This window comes from Lacrimispora sinapis (assembly GCF_043633585.1).
Lineage (GTDB): Bacteria > Bacillota > Clostridia > Lachnospirales > Lachnospiraceae > Lacrimispora > Lacrimispora sinapis.
The window spans coordinates 1837652-1859676 of the sequence record NZ_CP141832.1 but is presented as its reverse complement, the minus strand read 5'-3'; the positions used below and the strand labels follow the sequence as shown (position 1 = coordinate 1859676).

The 22025-nt window shown below is 44.2% G+C and carries 20 protein-coding genes; all 20 read right to left on the bottom strand.

Annotated elements, in window-relative coordinates; genetic code table 11:
- Complete coding sequence (minE, locus tag VIG27_RS08580) at positions 1-279, bottom strand: cell division topological specificity factor MinE (protein ID WP_394527304.1); 279 nt, start codon at positions 277-279, stop codon at positions 1-3.
- A gap of 11 nt (positions 280-290) precedes the next feature.
- Positions 291-1082 (bottom strand): septum site-determining protein MinD, encoded by a 792-nt coding sequence (minD, locus tag VIG27_RS08575; protein WP_394527301.1) that lies wholly within the window; start codon positions 1080-1082, stop codon positions 291-293.
- Between the two features lie 35 nt (positions 1083-1117).
- Positions 1118-1783, bottom strand: a complete 666-nt coding sequence (minC, locus tag VIG27_RS08570) for a septum site-determining protein MinC (protein WP_394527461.1) — start codon at positions 1781-1783, stop codon at positions 1118-1120.
- A 20-nt stretch (positions 1784-1803) separates the two neighbouring features.
- Entirely contained in the window at positions 1804-4668 is a 2865-nt protein-coding gene (locus VIG27_RS08565; protein ID WP_394527299.1) for a penicillin-binding transpeptidase domain-containing protein, read from the bottom strand.
- A complete protein-coding gene (gene mreD, locus VIG27_RS08560; protein WP_394527296.1) occupies positions 4661-5179 on the bottom strand; it encodes a rod shape-determining protein MreD in 519 nt (172 codons plus the stop codon). The genes VIG27_RS08565 and mreD overlap by 8 nt, the downstream gene beginning before the upstream one ends.
- A gap of 14 nt (positions 5180-5193) precedes the next feature.
- Complete coding sequence (gene mreC / locus VIG27_RS08555; protein ID WP_394527294.1) at positions 5194-6087, bottom strand: rod shape-determining protein MreC; 894 nt, start codon at positions 6085-6087, stop codon at positions 5194-5196.
- Positions 6088-6783, bottom strand: a complete 696-nt coding sequence (radC, locus tag VIG27_RS08550) for a RadC family protein (protein WP_394527292.1) — start codon at positions 6781-6783, stop codon at positions 6088-6090.
- A 52-nt stretch (positions 6784-6835) separates the two neighbouring features.
- Positions 6836-7087 carry a DUF4321 domain-containing protein gene (locus VIG27_RS08545; protein WP_394527289.1) on the bottom strand — a complete coding sequence of 84 codons (252 nt, stop codon included), beginning with the start codon at positions 7085-7087 and terminating at the stop codon, positions 6836-6838.
- A 91-nt stretch (positions 7088-7178) separates the two neighbouring features.
- Positions 7179-8459, bottom strand: a complete 1281-nt coding sequence (locus VIG27_RS08540; RefSeq protein ID WP_394527287.1) for an aminotransferase class I/II-fold pyridoxal phosphate-dependent enzyme — start codon at positions 8457-8459, stop codon at positions 7179-7181.
- Positions 8450-9412: a tRNA (adenosine(37)-N6)-dimethylallyltransferase MiaA gene (gene miaA, locus VIG27_RS08535; protein WP_394527285.1), complete on the bottom strand. Its 963-nt coding sequence runs from the start codon at positions 9410-9412 to the stop codon at positions 8450-8452. The genes VIG27_RS08540 and miaA overlap by 10 nt, the downstream gene beginning before the upstream one ends.
- Entirely contained in the window at positions 9412-11388 is a 1977-nt protein-coding gene (mutL, locus tag VIG27_RS08530; RefSeq protein ID WP_394527282.1) for a DNA mismatch repair endonuclease MutL, read from the bottom strand. The genes miaA and mutL overlap by 1 nt, the downstream gene beginning before the upstream one ends.
- Positions 11389-11406: 18 nt before the next feature.
- Positions 11407-14061, bottom strand: a complete 2655-nt coding sequence (gene mutS / locus VIG27_RS08525) for a DNA mismatch repair protein MutS (RefSeq protein ID WP_394527280.1) — start codon at positions 14059-14061, stop codon at positions 11407-11409.
- A gap of 27 nt (positions 14062-14088) precedes the next feature.
- Positions 14089-15537, bottom strand: a complete 1449-nt coding sequence (gene miaB, locus VIG27_RS08520) for a tRNA (N6-isopentenyl adenosine(37)-C2)-methylthiotransferase MiaB (RefSeq protein WP_394527276.1) — start codon at positions 15535-15537, stop codon at positions 14089-14091.
- A gap of 48 nt (positions 15538-15585) precedes the next feature.
- Positions 15586-17115 carry a ribosomal protection-like ABC-F family protein gene (gene abc-f, locus VIG27_RS08515; protein ID WP_394527273.1) on the bottom strand — a complete coding sequence of 510 codons (1530 nt, stop codon included), beginning with the start codon at positions 17113-17115 and terminating at the stop codon, positions 15586-15588.
- A gap of 310 nt (positions 17116-17425) precedes the next feature.
- A complete protein-coding gene (locus tag VIG27_RS08510; RefSeq protein ID WP_394527271.1) occupies positions 17426-18115 on the bottom strand; it encodes an OmpA/MotB family protein in 690 nt (229 codons plus the stop codon).
- A 17-nt stretch (positions 18116-18132) separates the two neighbouring features.
- On the bottom strand, positions 18133-18939 hold the full coding sequence (locus VIG27_RS08505) for a motility protein A (RefSeq protein WP_394527268.1): 807 nt from the start codon (positions 18937-18939) through the stop codon (positions 18133-18135).
- A 158-nt stretch (positions 18940-19097) separates the two neighbouring features.
- Positions 19098-20342, bottom strand: coding sequence for a glutamate-5-semialdehyde dehydrogenase (locus tag VIG27_RS08500; protein ID WP_394527266.1), 1245 nt, complete (start codon positions 20340-20342; stop codon positions 19098-19100).
- 1 nt (position 20343) lies between these two features.
- Positions 20344-20907 (bottom strand): 5-formyltetrahydrofolate cyclo-ligase, encoded by a 564-nt coding sequence (locus tag VIG27_RS08495; RefSeq protein WP_394527263.1) that lies wholly within the window; start codon positions 20905-20907, stop codon positions 20344-20346.
- Positions 20885-21106, bottom strand: a complete 222-nt coding sequence (locus tag VIG27_RS08490) for a DUF896 domain-containing protein (RefSeq protein ID WP_394527260.1) — start codon at positions 21104-21106, stop codon at positions 20885-20887. The genes VIG27_RS08495 and VIG27_RS08490 overlap by 23 nt, the downstream gene beginning before the upstream one ends.
- A 10-nt stretch (positions 21107-21116) precedes the next feature.
- Positions 21117-21980, bottom strand: coding sequence for a glutamate 5-kinase (gene proB / locus VIG27_RS08485; protein ID WP_394527258.1), 864 nt, complete (start codon positions 21978-21980; stop codon positions 21117-21119).
- Between the last annotated feature and the right edge of the window lie 45 nt (positions 21981-22025).

The following is a 22025-nucleotide window of genomic DNA, read 5'->3' as shown; positions in this document are numbered from 1 at the left end:
TTAATATATCCCCTTTTCAGGTACATCGCGAATAGGGATGTTAGCATAAAGCACCGGCGTAAATCGTTCACAATCCGGCTGCTTTAACTTTTTCATCTGTATCTCTATTCTGTCGGAATCAATATCCATGTATCTTGAAACTACACGGACCATATCGTCTTTTATCATCTGCATGATTTCAGGAGAACAGTCAGCCTTGTCCGCAACCAGCAAAAGTTTTAGACGATTTCTTGCAATTTCTCCTGAATTCTTCTTACGGAACACAGGAAACAGGCTCATGTCAAACCCTCCTATGCTCTCTTTAAGAGATTTGAGAGTTTGAAAAACAGGCCTTCACGCAAAACAGGATTCTGAATCGGAATGGTTTCCCCGATAATCCTCCTGCAGACATCCATATAAGCCTGTCCTGCCGGAGTCCCCATACCTACAAGCGGTTCTCCCTGGTTTGTGGAAATGACGATGTCCTCGTCATCCGGAATGGCTCCAATGATATCAACAGCAAGGATGTCCATGACATCATCCAAAGACATCATGTCTCCCCGTTTCACCATGTCTGCCCGTATCCGGTTGACAATCAGTTCAATGCTTCCCATATCAGCGGCTTCTAAAAGTCCGATGATCCGGTCCGCATCCCGGATTGCAGAAACCTCCGGTGTTGTGACTACAATTGCTCTGTCTGCGCCTGCAATGGCGTTTTGAAAGCCCTGTTCAATCCCGGCAGGACAATCAAGGATAATAAAATCAAAATCCTCTCTTAAATCGTCAACCAGCTTTACCATCTGGCCGGGAGTGACTGCAGTCTTGTCCCTCGTCTGTGCAGAGGGCAGTAAAAATAAATTCGGGTATCTTTTGTCTTTAATCAGGGCCTGCTTCATACGGCAGTTTCCCTCTACCACATCTACTAAATTGTAGACGATCCGGTTTTCCAGACCCATTACAACATCCAGGTTACGCAGTCCGATATCTGTATCAATCAGAACTACTTTTTTACCAAGAATCGCAAGTCCGGTACCGACGTTGGCAGAAGTTGTCGTCTTGCCTACCCCGCCTTTTCCAGAAGTGATTACGATGATTTCACACATATCATATCCTCCTGTTTTATATACCTTGTTCTATTTTACCTTAATTTTCGGAATATTTCCATACTTTTTTTCATTGGTTTTATAATGACTTTGTTATTTTCCAGGTAAGCCTTCATTGGACCTCTTCCCAAACGCCTGCCCCGTCCGTCAAGACCGGAGGTGCAGTCCGCTATTCTAAGCTGTACCGGAGCCATCTCAAGAGCGGTGATCAATGCTTCCTTGTTGCCGGCTACACCTGCGCATACCGTTCCGCTGATCTTGCCTAGGACAACCACATTCCCCTTGGCAATTACCTTTGCTCCTTTGCACACATCTCCGATAATAACGATACTGGCTTCTGATTCCAAAGTCTCTCCGTTTTGCAGATTGCCCTTAAAAAATTGTCCCGTCTGACAGGACAATTCCATCAGTTTCTCGTTTAGTGCTTTTTCACATCGTTCCAATCGGTTCGCATCCGTATCGACCAGACAGATGATTTCCACATTGGAATTCTCTGTGATCTGGTTGATGATTGCGAACTCTTCTTCTGAAGTCAGCTGCCTGCCCTCTAAGGTCAGGGTCATTTGTACAGATCCCCAGAATTTTGCATTGTCCCCGAATTTTTTCCCCACATCAGAAAGAAGCTGAGGGAAAGGGATGTCCGGGTCCAGGATGACAATCATACCTGCTCTGTTGCTTTTAATCACTACGGTATTATGCATCATATCACCTCTTATCCTAGTTAATCGCGAATGTTGACTTTCGCTGCATCCAGGGCACCCGCATTGACAATGGATTCCAAGTCTGTATAGCCATAATAATACTTATAGACATTCTTCGCTATATTGGCCGCGTTGGATGATGAATAGCCATAAGGAATATTCACGGTAACGCAGATTTCGGGATTGTCATATGGCGCATAAGAAATGAAGAAAGCATGGTTCGGTTTGTTGCGGGCTTCCTGGGCTGTACCTGTCTTACCTGCAATCTCCACTTCAAGGTCAGCAAATAACCTCTTTGATGTACCATTTGCAATCACTTCTCTCATTCCCTGTTGTACAGTATCCCACGTTGTAGCCGCTGCGTCAATATGAGAAGAAATCTCAGGGGTATAATCTTTGATCAGATTACCTTCAGAATCCGTTGTTTTATCCAGCAGACTGAGTTCAAAAACAGTTCCTCGGTTTGCAATGGCTGCCACATATCTGGAAAGCTGAACATTGGTGTATGCATGGCTTCCCTGACCCATGGCGGAACGCTCCGGAGCTTCTTTGGAAATCTGAGGATCAAGCTCTGCAATCTCCACGCCGGACTTATGGTCAAGCCCAAACATGGTTGCGTATTTTCGTAACATATCAAGACCTGCCTCCGGCTTATAAACACCGTTGGCATCCATGGACAGGCGATGGCCTAAATCCGCAAAGAATATGTTACAGGAATTCATAATACCTCCTACCATATTTAATGGTCCGTGATGACCAGGATAGATCCAACATTTGATCGGCGGTTCTACGTCAGTATAAATACCGGTACAGTTAATGGTCTCATCAATGGTAATTGCATGTTCTTCCAGAGCCGCCACCGCCGTAATAGGCTTAAAGGTAGACCCCGGTGCTTTTCTGGTCTGTGTGGCATTGTTATAAAGCGGCAGTGATAAATCTGACTGAAGCTGGCTGAAATAGGTACCGTCACCGATCCGGTTGTTATCGTAACCCGGATAGGATACAAGCGCCAGTACCTCTCCGGTTTTATCATTGGTCACAACAACACCTGCATTGCAGGGAGCTAACGCCAGCTGGGCCGGTGTGATTTCCAGTTTGGACAGTTTCTTCAACAGAAATGTATAAGCATCTCCGGTTGCCCGAAGCTCCGCTGCATCTTGTCCGTCATCCATTAACACGCCCTGGTCATATAAGGCCAGACATAATTCCTGACCCGTTATAATATCATCATTGATCAGATAACGGTATATTTTTTTGGTAAAATTACGGTCATCCTCCAGATGATCCAGTACATAATCCACAAGCTTTTCAAAGGTATCATCCGCACTGGAATATTTGGAGCCGGTTTCTAATTTGGTTGTGTCGACCCAGCCATTTGCAATTCCAAAATATAAATAATCCCTTAAACTAATTTCATCGGACTTCCATGCCTGATACTCTTCACTGGAAGTATCAATCGAATCCTCTTTTATGATTCCCACCGTAGGGCCGGACAAATAGCTGTAAATATAAAACATATATGCCTTCATATCTTCCGGAAGATCTTTCATGGAGGTGGAATGACCGCTCATCAACTCATTTTTCAAACTGGTGAAAATCTGCTTTCGGGAAGAAATATATTTCTGGTAAATATTCTTCTCCGTATCAGAAGCATCGGCTTCCTCCAGTTCTTTTAAAGAAAGCACATTGTTGTTCACAAGCTGGTAATAAGCATCTTTCACCGGAATCTTCATATTGGAGCCATCAGTGGTGCTGCCTGCCTGAAAGTCTCCATTTACAATGGTCTTAATCAGAACACCCGCAAGAGACTGCTCGATCAGATGATAGATTCCCCGTTGCAGTTGGGCATCCAGGGTCAGATATACATCATTTCCTGCAAAAGCATCGGTTTCATCTTTTGTTTCCCGGATACGGCCTACGCTGTCCTTGTAGATCGTCTTTTTTCCTTTGGTTCCCTGCAGATCATGTTCCATAGTGTATTCAATGCCTGTCCGCCCAACAATGTCGTTAATATCATAATCGCCTTTTTTCTGCTGAAGCCCTTCCAGCTGATCCTCCGGGACCTTTCCGGTATAACCGATCACAGGAGCAAAAGGAATGCTGTCATTGTAGGCACGAATGGTGGTTTCTTCCACGTTTACCCCCTGCATATCACTGAGATGCTCCAGAATATCAGCTACCGTTTCATCGGATACCTGGGAAGCCACCATTGTGGATTCATACTTCCGGTATGACATAAGGCGAAGTGCATATTTGATATTAATGATATCAAGGGCCTCCTGGTCCGTTAGGGTTACCGGATTTCCTTTCTCATCTTTCAACTCTGCAAAGCCATTATCCTTACAGGCACGGTCAAACAGTTCTCTTGCACTCAAATTGGAAGGGTACTCTCCTTTTTCATCATCTAAGTCCTCCACCCTTTTAATGCCATAATAATCCCGCAAAAAGCGCTTTCTGGCTGACTCGGAGGATGAGGTATACACCATATCGCCATTGGGGTCGATGGCTACTTCAAATTTCCCCTGTACGGTTTCTCCATGTCTTTGAAGAATCCGGACCAGCTTTAAGTACATATTATTTCTGGCTGCGGAATTCTTATATGCTCCCGTATCCTGCACCGTTACGGAATAAGCAAGTTTATTATAAGCAAGCACTTTTCCGTTCCGGTCATAAATATTGCCTCTTGTCCCTGCAGTGGTTATGGTCTGTTCCGTCAGCTGCAAGTACTCATTGAGGGCCTTTTCCCCATTGATGATCTGCATGTTGAACAGCTTGTTTATTAATCCTGCATACATGGCAAAGCAGATAATCCCCAGAACAAACAGTCTTGACGTTACCGCCTTTTTTAAAAGCTCTGTTATAAAATCCAATAAATCCTTAAACAATGTTTGAATCCCCTTTTTTTCCTGTCTCTTCCAAATGGCGGTTTATAATCATCAATACCCGGTAAAGAAGCAGGGTAGTCACAACCGTAAAGATGATTTCCGGAAGCACTATGTTGATAAAATAATACCCGATCCGGACTTTTTGACGAATCAGGAACCGGAAAACATAGATGTAGAAGTTGTAAGCCAGTTCGTTTAATACGCTGAGAATTAATGGAAGGGTAATATATTCTTCATAGTAGTATTTGGTACAGATGCCATTCATATATCCAACATACACGAAAATCAGTGTATAGAAACCAAATGGCCCTGTGTAAAACAGATCCATCAAAAGCCCCGACAGCAGTCCATAATACATTCCGGCTTCTTTTCCGTGCATAAAGCCAAAAGAAAATGTAAGAATCAGAAGCAGATTGGGGGAAGCTGATAAAAATGGCAGCAGCGGGAATATGCAGTTTTGGATGGTAAATGCCAGAATAATCAGCAGTACATTGAAAAAAATACGTCTCATGTTACTCCTTTTCGCTATTGGGCAGCGCTCTCCGCAGAAGCAGGCTCCGGCTGCGGTGCAGATGAACTTTCTTCTTTCATCATATCCGCCTTCAGCTTTGTAATGACCAAAACTTCCTGAAGGCTGTCAAACTCCGCCGCAGGAATCAAATATCCGGATTTGGTAACATTGTTGGTGTCATTGGTTATATCGGCTGCATATCCAACCAAAAGGCCCGGAAGGAACACAGAACTGATATTGGACGTTACAATCTTATCTCCGTCTTTCAAGTCACTTTCCTTTAAAACATTGGTAATCCGAAGTCTTCCTTCTTTAAACAGAGTCAAATCACCGGCAACGATACAGCTGTCTCCAGACTGCATGGCCATGCTGCTTACCCGGCTGGAATCGTCGATAATGGAACGGACTGTAGCATAATTGGCGCCTACATCTGTAACAATACCAACCAGTCCGCCTCCGGCAACCACATTCATGTCCACAGCAATGCCGTCTTTTGACCCTTTGTCAATACGGAATACCTGGAACCAGTTGCCGGAGTCATTGGCGATTACCCTTGCTCCTACTTTTTCGTACTGTCCGTATTGCTGGTCCAGGGCATAAAGCTTACGAAGACGGTTTAACTCAAGCTCATTTGCCTGAAGCCTGGTATTTTCCTCGGTTAATTGTGTGATAAGGTCCTTCATCTCTTCGTTTTCTTTTTGTGCATTACGTAACTTTGCAAGATCTGTGAGTTCATCATAGATTGACGATCCAACAGAATTCACACCGGACTGTACCGGAATGAGAAGATACCCCACACCGGTCCGAAGCGGTGCCAGCCATTCGTCATGAATGGAGGTCAAACCGATCAGCAGTACACAAAATACGGTTAAAGATATAAGAACATATTTACTGCGTTTTGATTCCATCTATAAGATTCCCCGTTCTTTCAAACTGATATAGGAATTATCTCCTATAATGATATGGTCCAACAGCCGGATTCCCAGTAACTCTCCAGCTTCCTTTACCCGTTTTGTAAGGTTGATGTCCTCTCTGCTGGGAGACGGGTCCCCGCTTGGATGGTTGTGGACCAGTACCACACTTACGGCATGATACTTAACAGCTTCAATGAAAATCTCCCTGGGAGAAACTACGGAAGCATTCACCGTTCCCTGAGAGATCATTACGTCCTTGATCAGGACTCCTTTTGTATTTAAGAGCATTATATAAACCAGCTCCTGTTCTCTGTGCCTCATATCTTCTACAAAGTAGTTGACAATGTCGAGGGGATTATGGAAAGCTGCCGTATCCAGCCTGGCAGTTTTTTTCCATATCCGCCTGGAAAGCTCACCGATGCACAGAAGCTGTGCTCCTTTGACCCTTCCGATTCCCTTGATCTGCATAAGTTCCTGCATGGAAAGGTGTAAAAGCCCTAAAATACCCTTCTTTGGATAGTTTAAGGCCAGTATCTTTTGTGCCAGTATCAAAGAATTCTCTTCCCTGGTACCTGTGCGGATAATGATGGATAAAAGCTCCGCATCGCTTAAGCCCTGAGCCCCTTCTTTCAAACACTTTTCATAGGGTCTCTCATCCGTTGGGATGTCTTTCATAGTTATGCGTTTCATATGCCTCCTGACCGTTACTCTCCAGGCACGTTAAAAAAGACATATGTAAGAATCAAATGAACCGATACGTAATGAGGGCTGCCACTACTCCTATGATGCCGGCCATGGTGATCTTGATATTGATCCCAAAGGTGATGACTAATATTCCGAAATTTACCACAAGCGGAGTATCAAATCCAAAGGATTGTCCTGAATTCAGCCACGACAACCCGGATATTCCCTGGGTTAGATTTCCAACAAAACCTCCTAAAACAACACCCGCAAGCATAAGAAGAAGCAGTACCCAGCAGTTTTTGTACTTCATCTGCTCTGCTACCCCTTTTGGTTTTATGGCAGGAATGTCCATACCTGTCAAAATATTTTAACATAGATTTCCAGCTGTGTATACCGTTTTTTTATAATTGGACCAATCCGGCATCCAAAAGCTTTTGCAGGGACATTAAAATCCCCAGCTTTGCATGATACCATGTCAGTCCTCCCTGGAAATAAACCGTATAGGGTGGTTTGATGGGACCATCTGCACTTAATTCAATGGAAGACCCCTGGACAAAAGCTCCGGCTGCCATAATGACAGGTGCATCATATCCCGGCATATCCCAGGGTTCCGGAGTTACAAAGCTGTCTACGGGAGCCGCTGCCTGGATTCCCTGGCAAAATGCAACCACACCCTCCGGTTTTCCAAAGGTAACTGCCTGAATGATATCGTGACGTGATTCACTTCCGTTCGGCACGACAGCGTATCCCAGTCTTTCATAAACATTGGCTGCAAAGATTGCTCCTTTTAAAGCTCCGGCCACCACAGTAGGGGACAAAAACAGACCCTGATAGAAAGACTGGTTGAGTCCAAGACTGGCTCCCACCTCTTTTCCAAGCCCTGGCGCTGTCAGGCGGTAGGACGCTCTGTCAATGCACTCTGTTTTTCCGGCAATGTAGCCTCCAATAGGAGCCAGTCCACCGCCGGGATTCTTAATCAGAGAACCAACGATCATATCCGCTCCTACATCGGAAGGCTCTATTCTCTCAACAAATTCTCCATAACAGTTATCCACCATGCAGATCACATCAGGTTTTATGTTTTTTACAAATGCAATAAGCTCTCCGATCTGGGCAACAGAAAATGTAGGGCGGGTGTCATAGCCTTTTGATCTCTGGATGGTAACCAGACGTGTCTTTTCATTTACTGCTTTTCCAATGGATTCATAATCAAAGGTCCCATTTGGCAGTAAATCTACCTGACGGTAGCAAATTCCATATTCTTTCAAGGAACCGGTACTTTCCCGGATTCCTATAACTTCCTCCAGAGTATCATAAGGTTTTCCTGCCGGCGAGAGCAGTTCATCCCCGGGGCGGAGATTTCCGGAAAGCGCAATGGAAAGCGCGTGTGTTCCGCTGATCAGATTGGGTCTTACCAAAGCACTTTCCGTGTGAAACACCCCGGCATAAACCGCTTCCAGAGTATCCCTGCCAAGATCATTGTATCCATAGCCGGTCGTCGCTGCAAAATGAATGTCACTGACACGATTGTCCTGCATGGCTTTGATAACCTTCATCTGGTTATATTCTGCATTCCCGTCAATTTCTTCAAACCGCTTTTTTAGCTCTTTTTCAATCTTTTCCCCAAATTCCAGTACGTTCTGGCTGATTCCAAGATTGTTATACATTGCATCTATTTCCATGTTGCCTTATTCTCCAATCCGTACCTTTCGCTGATGTCTATTATCATCTTTTCAAGCACCTTATCTAAGTCATAACCATAATCCGGCAGATTGAGCCATCTTACGTCTTTTTCCCGCTTAAACCATGTAATCTGGCGTTTGGCAAAATGCCGGGTATCTCTTTTTATTAAATAAAGAGCTTCTTCCAGTGAATACTCTCCCTGCAGGTAATCAAGGATTTCCTTGTATCCGAGCCCCTGCATGGACACCATATCTCTTGTGCATCCGGAAGCCTTCAGCCGTTTTACCTCTTCCACCAGCCCCTGTTCCACCATTTGGTCCACCCGCTGGTCAATTCTCTGATACAGCGTGTCACGGTCTGTATTTACCACAAAGTAAAGGAAATCATATGGAGATTCCTTTTGCCGTTCCCGTTTGTTGTGTTTAGAAATCCGTTCTCCTGTCTGCCGGTAAAATTCAATTGCCCGTATGACCCGTTTTACATTATTGGCATGGATCTGTTCTGCGGATTCCGGATCAATCATAAGAAGCATCTCATGGAGATGAGCGGCCCCCTTTTCTTCTGCGATCTTCTCCAGTTCCGTCCTTATAGAAGAGTCTTCTCCTGTTTCGGTAAAATCAATATCATTAAGAAGCGCCTGGATATAAAAACCGGTTCCGCCAGCCACAATGGGAATGCGGCCGCGGGAGTATATTTCTTCCACCGCCGCCTTTGCCATTGCCTGAAAAACGGTAACATTAAATTCTTCTCTGGGGTCAAGGACATCAATCAGATGATGTGGAATACCCATCATCTCTTCCTTTGTGATTTTTGCAGAACCAATGTCCATGCCCCGGTAGACCTGCATGGAATCCGCACTTATGATCTCTCCTCCGATTGCCTTGGCAAGACGGAGGGACAATGCGGTTTTTCCTACTGCGGTGGGTCCGGTCAATATAATCAATGGTTTCATTACACGATCCTCTTAAATTTCTTTTCTAACTCATACTTGCTCATGGAAATGATGGTAGGTCTTCCATGAGGGCAGGCATAAGGGTTCTCAAGGCCAAGTAGCTGGTCTATTAATTCATTGGCTTCCGCAAAGGACAGGTGGTTCCCGCCCTTTACTGCCGCTTTACAGGACATGGATGCCACACGCTCATAAATAATATCCGGGCTGCTGACAGAACCTTCTTCCGATAAACCATCAATCATTTCAATCAGCAGTTCTTTCTTGGCAATGGAAAATAAATTGGCAGGAACTCCCCGGACCGCATATTCTCTGCCGCCAAAAGGCTCTATTTCAAAGCCCATTTCCGTAAAATACTTTAAATGCTGGTTCAGCAGGACTTCCTCATTCCGGTTCAACGTAAGAATAATGGGGGGATTGACCAATTGGGAAGTATATTCCCTGGTTTTAAGTGTTGCCATTGTTTTCTCATATAAAACCTTTTCATGAGCCGCATGCTGATCAATAATATAGAGCTGTTCGTTAAATTCCACCAGCCAGTACGTATCAAACAGCTGTCCGATCAGCTTATGCAAAGACCGGGCTTTGGGTTCCAAAAGCTTTCCGTCAAACAGATCCAACTGCTTTGGCTTTTCTCCTGTTGCGGAAGAACTTTCCGGGTTTTGTAAAGGCTCTAAGGACTCCGATGGCTGACTCGCTACGGACGTCTGCGGCAGAGCCGGTGCCGATGGCTTCAGCCAGTTTTCCAACAGATCATCTGGTTCTTTTACCGCATCCATAGTGGCAGAAGACGGCTGTGGACTTAATCGTTTTTGAAACCCTTCCGTAAATACAGGGGGAAGCTCTTTCTGTTCTTCTGCGGCAGCCTGTTGCTGCATCGCCATAAGACGCCTTTTTTCAAATGGTTCCGGAGCTGGATCATGCCTTTTTCCTATTAGGTTTTGGAGATTATCTTCCTTATTTTTCTCAAGTTCCACTTCCGGAATCAATTCCTTATGGGCAAGGGCGCTTGCAACTGCCTGATAGACCATATGATACACCATATCTCCGTCCCGGAAACGCAGTTCCATCTTTGTCGGATGGACATTAACGTCAAGCATCTCCGGTTCGATCGTGAAATGAAGCATGGTAAAAGGATATTTATGCTGCATCATAAACGGCTTATATGCCTCTTCAATGGCGCGGCAGATGATACTGCTTTTGATATACCTTCCATTGATAAAATAGTTTTCATAATTCCGGTTTCCTCTGGCAATCACCGGTTTTCCAATATAACCGTCAATGGAGACCTCCGGTTTTTTCACCGAGACTTCCAAAAGATTGGAAGCTATTTCCCTTCCAAATACCGTGTATACAATATCCTTTAAATTGTGATTCCCGGATGTATGCAGCTTGTTCTGATTATTCTGAATAAAGCGGATGGAGATTTCGGGATGGGACAGGGCCAGCTTTTCCACCAGATCAGATACATGTGCTCCTTCGGTCATGGGAGTTTTTAAAAACTTTTTTCTGGCCGGTGTGTTATAGAAGAGATTTCTGGCAATGAAGGTAGTTCCTTCCGGAGCACCGATCTCCTCTAATGACCGTTCCTCTCCTCCGTCGATTTGATAACGGGTCCCGGTCAATCCTATGCTCGTTTTTGTAATAAGCTCCACCTGGGATACTGCCGCGATGCTGGCAAGAGCCTCTCCGCGGAAGCCTAAGGAAGAAACGGTAAATAAGTCTTCTACGGATTTGATTTTACTGGTGGAGTGGCGCAGAAAGGCCAGCGGCACTTCCTCCTTGGGAATCCCGCAGCCATTATCGGTTACACGGATAAAGGTTGTGCCGCCTTCCTTGATTTCTACAGTCACTGCAGTGGCTTTGGCATCAATTGCGTTTTCTAACAGCTCCTTTACAACCGACGCCGGCCGCTCAATCACTTCTCCGGCAGCAATTTTATTAATGGTGTTTTGATCCAGTACAGTTATATTCGGCATGACATCAGCTCCTTTTTTTTACTGCCAACGGTTTTTCAGCTTTGTCTGCAAACGGTATAAGGTATTGAGCGCATCAATCGGTGTCATATTGCCAAGTTCCAAATCTCCCAGTTCCTTAATAATGTCATCGTCTTTTACCGTATCAAACAGAGACATCTGCTGCAGGTCCACTTCGTCTGGTTTTGGAACAGCCTTTCTCTGGGTAATATTGGAATTAATCTCAGCTATTTCCCTTGCTTTTACAGTAATATCTGCATCGCTTAACTCTGCCAGCAGTTCTTTTGCCCTCAAAATGACTGAATCCGGAACACCGGCAAGTTTGGCAACCTGGATTCCATAGCTCTTATCCGCTCCGCCTTTTATGATCTTTCTCAAAAAGACGATATCATCCCCCTGCTCTTTTACCGCGATACAGTAGTTGTTGACTCCGCTCATGGTACCTTCTAATTCCGTCAATTCATGGTAATGGGTCGCAAACAAAGTTTTTGCCCCCAGAATTTTGGGATTGCTGATATGCTCCACCACTGCCCATGCAATGCTCAAGCCATCAAAGGTACTTGTTCCCCTTCCGATCTCATCTAAAACAATGAGGCTGTTTTTGGTTGCATTACGGAGGATGTTGGCAACCTCCGTCATCTCTACCATGAACGTACTCTGGCCGGAAGCTAAATCATCCGACGCTCCCACTCTGGTAAATATGCGGTCACAGATCCCTACATTGGCTTCCTCTGCCGGAACAAAGCTTCCAATCTGAGCCATGAGGACGATCAAGGCAGTCTGTCTCATATAAGTGGATTTACCGGCCATATTCGGGCCTGTAATAATGGAAAGACGGTTTTTGCCGTTGTCCAGATACGTGTCATTGGCAACAAATAAATCATCCCGCATCATTTTCTCGACCACCGGATGGCGGCCGTTTTTAATATCAATCAACCCTTTTTCATTAATATGCGGTTTTACATAGTTATTCTTTGTCGCTACAGAGGATAAAGAAGCAAGAACATCGATCCCTGCAACCGCTCTGGCCGTCTTCTGAATCCGGAGCACCTGATTGGCAACTGCATCCCGGACTTCACCAAATAAGCGGTATTCCAGGGAAAACAGCTTGTCTTCCGCTCCAAGAATCACATCTTCCAGTTCTTTTAATTCATCGGTAGTATAACGTTCTGCATTGGCCAGGGTTTGCTTGCGGATGAAATAATCCGGAACAAGATCTTTAAAGGAATTGGTAACTTCAAAATAATAACCAAACACTTTATTGAATTTTACCTTTAAGTTTTTGATCCCGGTCTTTTCTTTTTCCCTTGCTTCCAGTTCTGCCAGCCAATTTTTCCCCTCGGTTTTGGCATGGCGCAGCTTATCAGCTTCCTCGTCAAACCCTTCTTTTATCATACCGCCTTCTCTTACCGTAACAGGCGGATCGTCAATAATGGCTTTGTCAATCAGCTCCTTAACATCCTCTAACGGGTCAAGCTCCTCATAAAGCTCCTTCAATCTCTCGCTGCTGAATTCTCCCAGAATATGTTTAATAAAGGGCAGCATTTCAAGAGAATTTTTAAACGCAACCAAATCCCTGGGATTGGCTGTTTTATAACTGATCCGCCCAATCAGACGTTCCAGATCGTAAATCGGATTTAAATACTCACAGATTTCCTCTCTGGATATGTAGTTCATGTTCAGCTCTTCAATGGCATTCTGACGCTTGATGATATCTGCCTTGTGGATCAGCGGCTGTTCGATGTATGTACGAAGCATTCTGGCACCCATAGCGGTCTTTGTACGGTCCAGCACCCATAAAAGGCTGCCTCGCTTTTGTTTTTCCCTCAGGGTTTCCAAAAGTTCCAGGTTTCTTCTGGTAGAGGTGTCAATGATCATGAACTGACCGGTGGAATAAGGAGTTATGGTTGTGATGTGGGATAAGCTGTTCTTCTGCGTCTCATACATGTACTGCATCACTGCACCAGCCGCAATCACTCCGTTGTCATAATCATCAAGCCCCAACCCGGAAAGTGCGCCTACCTTATAATGCTCTTTTAGAATTTTCCGGCAGACTTCATCCGAAAAGAAATGATGATCCAGAGATGAAACTACCGTGTGATAACGGTTTTTTAATTCCTCGATATCCACGCCTGACACAAAAAACGCCTCGTTGCAGATGATCTCAGAGGGCGAAAATTTGTTGATTTCATCCGTCAGCTCCCGTTCGGACTCAACCTCAGTGACAAGAAAATCGCCGGTACTGATATCAGCAACAGCAATTCCAAATGTCTCTCCTATGTAGACGATTCCCATCAAATAGTTATTCTTTGTCTCATCAAGGGCCTGGGCACTTGTAATGGTACCAGGAGTCACCACACGGATAACCTCTCTTTTTACCAGCCCCTTCGTAAGCTTCGGATCTTCCATCTGTTCCGCAATCGCCACTTTAAAACCTTTTTGAACAAGACGGTTTAAATATGTCTCAACGGCATGATGAGGAACGCCGCACATAGGCGCACGTTCCTCTAATCCGCATTCTTTTCCTGTTAATGTTATTTCCAATTCTCTGGAAACGGTTACCGCATCATCAAAGAACATCTCATAAAAATCTCCCAGTCTGTAAAACAGAATGCAGTCCGGATATTCCTTTTTTGTCTCCAGATAATGGGTCATCATTGGTGATAAACCAGCCATGCTATTTTGTATCCTCTTTTCTTATGTTTATGGTCTTAATGTTCCCATGTAATAAAAGCCTTTGGATTCCTCCAAATACACATTCACGATTTTTCCGATAAGAGAAGGATCTCCTTTAAAATGCACAGTCGTATTATTGCTCAAGCGTCCGGTCAAAAGGCCTTCCCCATGGTCATTCACTTCCTCCACCAAAACTTTTTGTTCCGTATGCTCATCTCTTCCGCATACCTCTGAGGAAATCTTCTGTACCTCCGTTAATAAACGGTCGAAACGATCCTTTATCACTTCCTCCGGAATCTGACTTTCCATCTTGGCAGCCGGTGTTCCGGTACGTTTGGAATAAATAAAGGTAAAGGCACTGTCAAAACGGACTTTTTTCACCACGTCCATGGTCTCTAAAAAATCTTCTTCCGTCTCTCCAGGAAAACCTACAATAATATCGGTTGTCAGGGAAATATCCGGCATGGCTGTTCTGATTTTTTCCACAAGCTCCAAATACTGTTCTTTTGTATAGCTCCGGTTCATCGCCTTTAAAATCCGGCTGCTTCCGGATTGGAGCGGCAAATGAAGATGACGGCATACTTTTTTTGAATTTTTCATAGCTTCAATCAGCTCATCGGATAAATCCTTGGGATGAGACGTCATAAAACGAATCCGTTCCAGACCCTCAATCTGGTCCACCTGAGTGAGAAGATCGGCAAAGGATACTGGCTCATCCAAATTTTTACCATAGGAATTGACATTCTGCCCCAGAAGCATGATTTCAATGACACCGTCTTGAGAAAGTTTTTTGATTTCTTCCACAATATCTTTAGGGCTTCGGCTCCGCTCTCTTCCCCGCACATAAGGAACGATGCAGTAGCTGCAAAAATTGTTACAGCCAAACATAATATTAACGCCTGATTTAAACGAATACTTCCGGTCCGTGGGAAGATCCTCCACAATGCGGTCCGTTCCGTTCCAGATGTCTACCACCATCTTTTTCTTATCCAGACGTTCTGCCATCAGCTCGGCCAGTTTAAAGATGTTATGAGTACCAAAAATAATATCTACAAACCGATAACTCTTTCTGATCTTTGCCACCACTTCTTCTTCCTGCATCATGCAGCCGCAAAGGGAGATCATCATATTCGGGTTCTTCTTCTTCAAACTGTTTAAAAAGCCCAGACGGCCATAAACTCTTTGATTTGCGTTCTCTCTGACCGTACAGGTATTATAAAGTACAAAATCAGCTTCTTCCGAATCTGTCTCCACAAAACCGATTGCTTCCAATATTCCCTGCAGCTTCTCTGAATCTCTGGAATTCATCTGGCATCCGAAGGTTGCAATGTGGAAGGTAAAGGAGTCTTTTCCCGACATCTCCTTCTGTTTGCCGATCAATGCCTTGCAGTATTCCATAAAAAAGTATTGCCTTGCAGGTTCTTCCGTCGGTGCGTAATGACAAGCTTCATCATAAGTCATATTTATATAATTCATCTACTTAACCTCTTACTTTTATTCGATTTTCCCATTATAACATAAATACTATTGATTGCAAAGTCCAAAATCCACTTGTTCCAGCTGCACCCTATGGGTGGAGACATGGCTGGTAAATGCTTCATCATGCTCCACAAAAACCATGGTAGGCTGAAATTCCAGAATCAAATCTTCAATCTGTATTCTGGAATATACATCAATAAAATTCAACGGTTCGTCCCACAGATACAGATGGGCCTGTTCGCAAAGACTGCGGGCAATGAGAACCTTTTTCTTTTGTCCCTCGCTGTATGTTTCCATCTGCTTTTCAAACTGTTCCCTGGAAAAATCCAATTTTCTAAGAACCGCTTTAAACAGAGTATCTTCTATCCCGGATTCTTTTGCAAATTCCGTCAGACTGCCTTTTAAAAAGGAAGAATCCTGGGACACATAGGAAATTTTTATACCGCCGGCCGTTTCTATGGTACCCTCATAGGATACCTGGATGCCGGATGCTTCTTTTCCCAGAATCAGTTTTATGATACTGGATTTTCCGCTTCCGTTTTTCCCCTGAAGGGAAATGCGCTGCCCCTGTTCCAGCTGAAAGCTCACTGGTTTGCATACCGGTCTGTCAAAACAGGGAACTACTTTATTCAGGGACAGGATCCGGTTGCTATGATGGGTTTGGGGAAAAAGTTTTAATGGTTCTGCTTCTTCCATATTCTTCAGCAGTCCATTTTTTTCGTCAATGGCCCGTTCCTGTCTCTGTTCCAGATTCTTTCTGCGCATCTGCATCCGTCTGGATTTCTCTCCTATATAAGCCCTGGAATCAACAGACTTTTCATGCAGCATAGATTTTTTTCCTAATTTTGTCGATTCCGCATGATCCGCCCATTCTTTTGACTGCCTTGCCGCAGATTCCAAACGGCGGATTCCTTTTTTCAGACGTTCATTTTCTGATTGCTCAAACTGATCCTGTTTCTGTTTATTTTCATACCAGGAAGTAAAGTTACCTTTTTGCACTTCTATATTGGTTTTATTGATGGAAAGTATATGATCTACCGAGTCATCAATAAACTTTCTGTCATGGGACACCAGTATAAATCCCTTTTTGCTGCTTAAATACCGGCTGACCAATTTCCTTGCATCCCTGTCCAAATGATTGGTAGGCTCATCAATCAAAAGGAAACGGTCTTCCTTTAAAAAAAGAGCAGCCAGCAGTATTTTGGTACGCTCCCCATTTGACAACGTAAAAAAGGGGCGGTACAGCACCTCTTCTGCAACCTGTAATCTGGAAAGTTCCCTCTTAAGCTGCCATTGCTCATAATCCCCCAGAATAGAATCTATAATTTCCAAAGTGTCTCTCTCCTGGTCTGGTACCGGAAATGGAAAATATTCAAATTCCACGCTGGAAATAATCCTTCCCGAGTATTCATAGCGTTTCATTAACAGATTTAAAAAGGTCGTTTTCCCTCTTCCATTTCTCCCTGTAAATCCCAGCTTCCAATCGGTATCAATCTGAAACGATACATGCTCAAATACCGGATCGTACCCACCCTCGTAAGTGAATGACAAATCCGTAACTTGTATTAACGACATCGGCATACCTCCACTCTTGCAGAATACTATTTCTGCACAAAAAAAGACTGCAAGAGATCAATTCTCACAGCCGCCTGTCATCTTTTTCCAGCATGGGCGATATACGCTTTCAACCGATTTAACAACAAAAAAAGAGCCTTGGAATGGAATTGATATTCTTGCAAAACAGGCACAAAAAAAAGATATAGTTTCTCTTATCTTTTCCTCATGCAGTAACTTCAGCAAGAATTATAACTCCATTCTTTCACCTCTTTCCGTTTAATATAGTATCAGCTTATCATAAAGACTTGGGAATGTCAATTCTTTGGTCCTAGTTTGCACTTCCTGTAATCGTAATTTCTACTCTGCGGTTTTTGGCTCTGCCTTCTTCCGTATCATTGGAGGCAATGGGATTGTAGTGAGAGTTTCCTTCAATCGACATCTTATCCGCCTCCAGGCCGATGGAGGTCATGTGATTCAATACCGTAACCGCACGGTTTACCGATAGCTGCCAGGAATCTGCCTCATTATAAGCATCCCGGTTTCCCAAATCTGCCGTATTGCCCGTGATTGTGATATGATTGATATCCGGATAAATGGCTTCCAGAGTCCTGGCAATCTCCTCAATGACCGGTTTACTTCCCGGCAGCAATTCGGCTGTATCCGGTTTGAACAACATCTTATCTTTCATACGAATGGTGATTGTGGCACCGCTGGAAGTTACATCAATCGTCTGTTCCAAATCACGTTCCTTTATGTAAGCCTGCAGACTTTTATATACTTTCTCCAGATTATCAGAAGAAACAGAACCGGCTCCGCCCACCTGGGTTTTGGATGTTCCGTGATTTAATGCCTGTTCCAATCCCTGTGACATTTCTTTTACTTTCTGTGAATCCACAGAACTCATGCCGTACATGATAATAAACAAGGCCAGGAGCAGAGTGATCATATCTGCATAGGTAAGCATCCAACGGTCTGAATTTTCTTTACCTGTCTCTGGTTCCAGTCTTCTTCTGCCCATCTTGCTTCCCCCTTCCCTTAGTTTTCAATTCCCTGCTTATATTTCTTACCACCATCTGAAAACGCCTGGAAATAGAGGGCAAGCTCATTTTCTATATTCCGGGAAGTACTGCCTCTTGCAATCATACAAACACCGTCAACAACCATTTCTTTCTGGATTTGCTTTCTCTTCAGCTGTGTCTTTAACTTGGTTGCAATCGGCAGATAAACGATATTGGCCAAAAACACACCGTACAGAGTTGCGATAAATGCAGTACCAATGGAGCCGGCCAGCTTGGAAGGATCATCAAATCCTGAAGCAAGCACCATGATAAGCCCCATAACGGTTCCGATCACTCCCATGGTCGGGGAAAAACCTCCTGCGGCCTCAAACACACTGACTTCAATGCTTCTCTGCTGCACATAAGCTCTGATGTCGGACTCCAGGGTATACTGGATGTCCTCCGGCGATTTTAATTCCTGTATCAATACCAGACCTTCTTTTAAAAGCAGATATTCCTCCTGGTTGAGCTCAGGATCACGGCTGATATCATCGAGACAGGTCACTCCCTCGGTTCTGTAACGGGTTGATATCATGGAAATCTTGGATATCATACGTTCCATGCTGCCTGAATGGGGATGCTTAAAGCTCTTAAACATCGCCTTCATGGCCATGGTAATATCATTGAAGGAAAAGGAAGCAATTACGCATCCCACAGTTCCGCCAAAAACTATAACAAAAGGGCTAATCAAAAACAAAGACGATATTACACCGTGTTCCAGCACATAGCCCGTTAAAAGCGCTGCTACACCAATAATAATACCAATAATCAGTGAAAAATCCATAATAATCTCCTTTGTTACCAGTAATATATTTTTACAGCTTTAATTTTATCATACTATGCGGGAGATGAAACGCTAAAATATTGCTAATTTTAGTTTCATCCTTATTTCAAACGATTAAACAGGTCATTATTCTGTAACAATATTCAGAATGCAGCGGATTATGGACGGATTTGTCCATTGCCAAAAATAATATATTTCGTTGTTGTCAGCTCCTTTAATCCCATGGGGCCTCTTGCATGGAGCTTCTGGGTGCTGATGCCGATTTCAGCCCCAAATCCAAATTCATATCCATCGGTAAATCTTGTAGAAGCATTGACGTAAACGGCTGCAGCATCAATTTCATTTAAAAACTTCTGGGAATTGGCATAATCCGATGTGATGATGGCTTCCGAATGTCCGGTGCTGTATCGGTTAATATGGCTGATTGCCTCATCAACAGAGCCTGCCAGCTTTAAAGACACGATATAATCCAAATATTCCTGTCCCCAATCCTCTTCTGTGGCCAAAACAAAACCGGGAACCAAAGAACATGCTTCTTCATCTGCCCGGATTTCCACTGACTTTAAGGACAGCCTTTCTTTTAACAGAGGAAGAAATTCAGGAGCGATGCTTTTGTGAACCACCAGAGATTCACATGCGTTGCATACGCCGATTCGCTGAGTTTTCGCGTTAAAGATAATATCCAATGCCATGTTAAAATCAGCAGACTCATCCACAAAAATGTGGCAGTTGCCGGTTCCTGTCTCAATGACAGGAATGGTGCTGTTGTCCACAACGGCCTTGATCAGTCCTGCCCCGCCTCTGGGGATCAACACATCCACATACTCCCGCAGACACATGAACTGTCTCGTCACTTCCCGGTCCGTATCCGTTATGAGTTGAATGGAATCTTCAGGAAGACCGGCTCTTAAAAGACCGGCTCTCAGCCATTTTACAATGGCAATATTAGATTCCAGAGCATCGCTCCCTCCTTTTAGGATCACCGCATTGCCGGATTTAAAGCAAAGGCCGAATGCATCAGCCGTTACATTAGGTCTGGCTTCGTAAATAATTCCCACAACGCCCATAGGAACACGCTTCTGACCGATTATAAGGCCATTGGGACGCTGTTTCATAGAAAGGACTTCTCCTACCGGATCTTCCAGAGCTGCCACAGACAAAAGACCATCTGCCATGGCTCCAATTCTCTCAGAAGTCAGTTTCAGACGGTCGATCAATCCTGCTTTCATGCCTGATTTTAATGCTTTTTCCACATCCCGTTCATTGGCAGCAAGAATTTCACCTTTTCCTTCTAATAAGCACGCTGCCGCGGACTTTAAGCCCTCGTCCTTTTTTTCAGATCCAAGAATTCCGATAATACCGGTTATTTCTTTTGCTTTCTTTCCAATTTCTGTAATAGTCATATTAGAGTCCCCCATCCAATCCTTTCGGAGTGATTATCCGGTCAACCTTCTTGTCGTGAGGTTCTGCCGGAATTCGGTCAAACAGCTGAAAATTATAGGCAATCGCCAAACGGAAATGAGATGGTTCCCGTTCAAAAAAACGGTCATAATATCCGCCGCCGTATCCCAGGCGGTTCCCTTCTTTATCAAAAGCAACCCCAGGTACAATAACAGGAGCATCCGGGTCGCATATCTTTAAACAGGTGGATTTGGGTTCCATGATCCCCATTACCCCTTCTTCCAGATCTTTCTTTCCGCTTATGGCATAAAACTCCAGTTCTTTTCCTTTCACTTTTGGAACCGCTATGTATTTGCCCTGCCGAAGCAACGTCTCCATAAACTTCCATGTACCTGCTTCTCCGCGGAAGGAAGCATAGCAATAAACACAGAATGCCTGACGTATTTCCAGCAAATCAAGCAGCTCCCGGCAGATGGATTCATCCCATTGATGCTCCGTGGCTGAATCCAGCGTCTGCCGTTGTTCTTTAATGTATTTTCTTATTTTACTCTTTTCCAACATTTCCATATTTTTTACCCAGATCGGTAATGGTACCGTCTTTTTCCTGAACAGAAATATTATTTAAATTTCCTCTTAAGCTGTTGCGGATAGATTCAATGTATTCTTTTCTTAAAGCCGCCTGTTCCAACTGCTCTGCTTCGCTAAGTCCCACAGACTTGGATTTATGGTAAAGAACATTAATGCGGTCTATTTTCTCCTGGTTCATCTGTTTCTCCTTAATACTCGTAATTAATATAATTCATTAAATCAAAATCATGGTTTGGGTGGGCCATAAATAAAGTCCCTTTTTCTTCGCCTGCCATGATCTGCTGTATGACTTCCACATGATCTCCATTGGCAATCACCATATCGGACCCGGCATCCGTAGCAATCCGGGCAGCGGCCAGCTTTGCCGCCATGCCTCCGGTACCTACATCACTGCCGGAAGTGGATTTGCCCATACGGAGAAGCTCCGGAGTGATTTCCCTAACAAGACCGATGAATTTTGCATCCGGATTCTGCCTTGGATCATCCGAATACAATCCGTCAATATCGGATAAGAGAATTAATAGATCCGCTCCGATCAGTGCTGCTACAATGGCGGAAAGCCGGTCATTATCTCCGAAATTATCCACAAGAGGGATTTCGGAAGTAGATACTGTGTCATTCTCATTCACAATCGGAATGGTTCCAAGCTTTAAAAGCTCATCAAATGTGTTCTGAGCGTTGTAACGGTTTGTGTCATGAGTCATGGTATTCTTCGTCAGGAGAACTTGTGCTGCAATTTGATTGTACTCTGCAAAAAGTTTTTGATACACCATCATAAGCCTGGCCTGGCCCACTGCCGCAAATGCCTGTTTTTCAGCAATGGTATCGGGCCGGGAATGATGCCCCAACGCCTGACGTCCGGCAGCGATCGCTCCCGAGGAAACCAATACGACTTCCTTGCCCTCTCCTTTTAAATCACTGATTACCCGGACCAGCTTTTCAATTTTCATCAGATTTAAATCGCCGGTACAGGTATGAGTTAAGGATGAGGACCCAATCTTAATTACAATTCTTTGTTTATCTTTTAGTATATCCCGTTCCCTGATGTTCATCGTTCCATCCACTTTCTCCAGTCCTTTTGCTAAATATCTTACATC

What these genes read in the sequence shown, in the direction of transcription:
- VIG27_RS08500 (WP_394527266.1), bottom strand. Translation starts at nt 20,342, where the DNA reads ATGACTATTACAGAAATTGGAAAGAAAGCAAAAGAAATAACCGGTATT.
- miaA (WP_394527285.1), bottom strand. Translation starts at nt 9,412, where the DNA reads ATGAAACCATTGATTATATTGACCGGACCCACCGCAGTAGGAAAAACC.
- proB (WP_394527258.1), bottom strand. Translation starts at nt 21,980, where the DNA reads ATGAACATCAGGGAACGGGATATACTAAAAGATAAACAAAGAATTGTA.
- mreD (WP_394527296.1), bottom strand. Translation starts at nt 5,179, where the DNA reads ATGAGACGTATTTTTTTCAATGTACTGCTGATTATTCTGGCATTTACC.
- miaB (WP_394527276.1), bottom strand. Translation starts at nt 15,537, where the DNA reads ATGAATTATATAAATATGACTTATGATGAAGCTTGTCATTACGCACCG.
- VIG27_RS08490 (WP_394527260.1), bottom strand. Translation starts at nt 21,106, where the DNA reads ATGAACCAGGAGAAAATAGACCGCATTAATGTTCTTTACCATAAATCC.
- VIG27_RS08505 (WP_394527268.1), bottom strand. Translation starts at nt 18,939, where the DNA reads ATGGATTTTTCACTGATTATTGGTATTATTATTGGTGTAGCAGCGCTT.
- abc-f (WP_394527273.1), bottom strand. Translation starts at nt 17,115, where the DNA reads ATGTCGTTAATACAAGTTACGGATTTGTCATTCACTTACGAGGGTGGG.
- minC (WP_394527461.1), bottom strand. Translation starts at nt 1,783, where the DNA reads ATGCATAATACCGTAGTGATTAAAAGCAACAGAGCAGGTATGATTGTC.
- VIG27_RS08540 (WP_394527287.1), bottom strand. Translation starts at nt 8,459, where the DNA reads ATGGAAATAGATGCAATGTATAACAATCTTGGAATCAGCCAGAACGTA.
- minD (WP_394527301.1), bottom strand. Translation starts at nt 1,082, where the DNA reads ATGTGTGAAATCATCGTAATCACTTCTGGAAAAGGCGGGGTAGGCAAG.
- VIG27_RS08510 (WP_394527271.1), bottom strand. Translation starts at nt 18,115, where the DNA reads ATGGGCAGAAGAAGACTGGAACCAGAGACAGGTAAAGAAAATTCAGAC.
- minE (WP_394527304.1), bottom strand. Translation starts at nt 279, where the DNA reads ATGAGCCTGTTTCCTGTGTTCCGTAAGAAGAATTCAGGAGAAATTGCA.
- mreC (WP_394527294.1), bottom strand. Translation starts at nt 6,087, where the DNA reads ATGGAATCAAAACGCAGTAAATATGTTCTTATATCTTTAACCGTATTT.
- VIG27_RS08545 (WP_394527289.1), bottom strand. Translation starts at nt 7,087, where the DNA reads ATGAAGTACAAAAACTGCTGGGTACTGCTTCTTCTTATGCTTGCGGGT.
- VIG27_RS08495 (WP_394527263.1), bottom strand. Translation starts at nt 20,907, where the DNA reads ATGGAAATGTTGGAAAAGAGTAAAATAAGAAAATACATTAAAGAACAA.
- radC (WP_394527292.1), bottom strand. Translation starts at nt 6,783, where the DNA reads ATGAAACGCATAACTATGAAAGACATCCCAACGGATGAGAGACCCTAT.
- mutS (WP_394527280.1), bottom strand. Translation starts at nt 14,061, where the DNA reads ATGGCTGGTTTATCACCAATGATGACCCATTATCTGGAGACAAAAAAG.
- mutL (WP_394527282.1), bottom strand. Translation starts at nt 11,388, where the DNA reads ATGCCGAATATAACTGTACTGGATCAAAACACCATTAATAAAATTGCT.